We start from the raw sequence: 2280 nt of genomic DNA, 5'->3' as shown, positions 1-2280 counted from the left end.
TCCCCACTCCCCACTCCCTACTCCCTAATTAATCTGAGGGAGTTGAATTTGCAACCAAGCACCTCCGGTTTCTGGATGATTTCTGGCTTTGACAATTCCTTGATGAGCTTGGATAATTTCTTTGACAATAGAAAGTCCTAAACCGCTACCGCTGCTTCTTCCTGGCAGTGATGAGCTGTCAGAGAGGGGAGATTGTCGGTATCGGGAGGGATCTCCCCGATAGAGTCGCTCAAATATGTGAGGTAAGTCGGATGGAGAGAAGCCAGTGCCAGAGTCAATGATATCGATTTGGATTGAGGAAAGATTCTTTAATTCATCGCTATTATTATTTGTTCCTGGAAGAGGAGTCACTTCTACTCTAATTGTAGCTTGAGGGGGACTGTATTTAATACTGTTATCGAATAAATTGAGAAATACTTGGGTGAGGCGAGATTCATCGGCTCTAATCCAGATAGAATCAGGACATTGATCCGCGAGATGGAGTTGCTTTTGTTGGGCTAGAGGTTCTAAGCTTTGCCATGCAGATTGAATTAGCGATCGCAATTCTACCAATTGATAGGTGAGACTTTGGCTGGGATTTTTGGCGAGATGGCTTAACTCTAGCCAATTTTGCACTAAGTCAATTAGTCGAGTAGTTTCGGCAAGGAGTTGCTCAACCCAGCGACTTTCAGGGGGTTTGAGACGATTTTGCAAAGTTTCTGCTACTAAGCGAATTGAGGTTAGGGGAGTTCTTATTTCGTGGGCTAAGTCGCTAAACCATTGATTGTGAGATTGAGAAAGTTCGACAATAGATTGCCGATTTTCTAAGAAAACTCCTACTTCTCCTTGAAATAAAGGCCAGCTAACCCCTCGCAAAGTAATAGATTGCACTTCACTCATTGCGGCACCATCAATACAAGTGGGATGAAATATCCATTCCTCAGTCTCTGATTTTTGTTGGCTGCGGGTTCGTTCAATTAACTGATCCAATTCATAAGAGCGTACCAATTCTAACAATAACCTTATCTGTCCAGGTTGCCCTAGTTCAATTTGTAAGTATTGTCGTGCTTGTTGGTTGCACCAGAGCAAATGGTTTTCTTCATCCACCTGCAAATACCCTACTGGCGCAACTTCCAGGAGTTGTTCTAGCCGCTCCAATTTCTCTTGTAGCACTCTACGCTCTCGATCGGAAATAGCGATTGCCTGCCGCAAGCGAGACATGATCGGAAATGATGTACTGGTAGTATCCTTCGGCAACAGATCTAATATTTGCTGTTGCTGTCTTTGGAGTCGGCGGTTTTGCCAAAAACCAAATCCGCCACCTAGAGCCAAACCCAGTATAAATGCCAGAAGGGTCATTTGTTATTTGTTATTAGTTATTTGTTGTTTGTTTTTTGTCAAGGAGCAATAACTAACAACCAACAACTAATAGCCGCTAACATCAGCCAAATCTGTAGCCAAAGCCACGGACTGTAATCAGATATTCTGGTTGACTGGGATCTTTTTCTAATTTTTCCCGCAACCAGCGAATATGGACATCTACGGTTTTCGTGTCGCCCAGAAAATCTGCTCCCCATACTTGATCGATTAACTGTTCGCGAGACCAAACTCGGCGGGGATAACCCATGAACAACTCTAGAAGTTTAAATTCTTTGGGAGAGAGATTGACTTCTTCGCCTCTAACTGTAACACGGCATTCCTGCGGATAGAGATTGATATCCCGTAATTGTAATACCTGTAATACTGGGGTCTGTGGTAAGGTGCTAAAGCGTTGACGACGGAGTAGGGCGCGGCAGCGGGCAATTAATTCCCGCATACTAAAGGGTTTGGTGAGGTAATCATCTGCACCAACTTCCAATCCCAAAACTCGGTCAGTTTCACTAGCTTTGGCGCTGAGGATCAGGATTGGGACTAGGTTTCCCTGATAGCGTAACAAACGACACAGATCCAAGCCATTGAGCTGAGGTAGCATTAAATCGAGAATGAGCAAGTTGAATGGGAATCGCTTGTCATTCGCTTCTGCCTCTTGAAGAAGCCCTAATGCTGTACGCCCATCTGGAGCTGTAACCACTTCATAGCCTTCCTCTTCTAGAGACAAGACCAGCATTTGCCTGATTAACTCTTCGTCTTCCACTACCAGAATGCGGTTAGTTGAACTCAGTTCCGGACTGGAATGGCTCTGCGGTAAATCGAGAGACAGCATAAATTAAGTAATTGAGTGTTTGACGGCCAGCAATTTTGTGGGTTAAGTGACATCTCCTACACCAACCTGAGTACAGGTATGGTGTAGGCTTCCAAACC

At 44.5% G+C, this 2280-nt stretch carries 2 protein-coding genes; both read right to left on the bottom strand.

Annotated features, from left to right (window positions below):
• Positions 1–24: 24 nt before the first annotated feature.
• Positions 25–1338, bottom strand: coding sequence for a sensor histidine kinase (locus NJ959_RS28780; RefSeq protein WP_254015186.1), 1314 nt, complete (start codon positions 1336–1338; stop codon positions 25–27).
• 82 nt (positions 1339–1420) lie between these two features.
• Positions 1421–2182, bottom strand: coding sequence for a response regulator transcription factor (locus NJ959_RS28775; protein WP_254015185.1), 762 nt, complete (start codon positions 2180–2182; stop codon positions 1421–1423).
• Positions 2183–2280: the final 98 nt, after the last annotated feature.

Origin of the sequence: Limnofasciculus baicalensis BBK-W-15, from assembly GCF_024178385.1 — a bacterium.
Lineage (GTDB): Bacteria > Cyanobacteriota > Cyanobacteriia > Cyanobacteriales > Coleofasciculaceae > Limnofasciculus > Limnofasciculus baicalensis.
The sequence above is the reverse complement of the archived record's forward strand: the minus strand, read 5'-3'. Positions and strand labels throughout refer to the sequence as shown.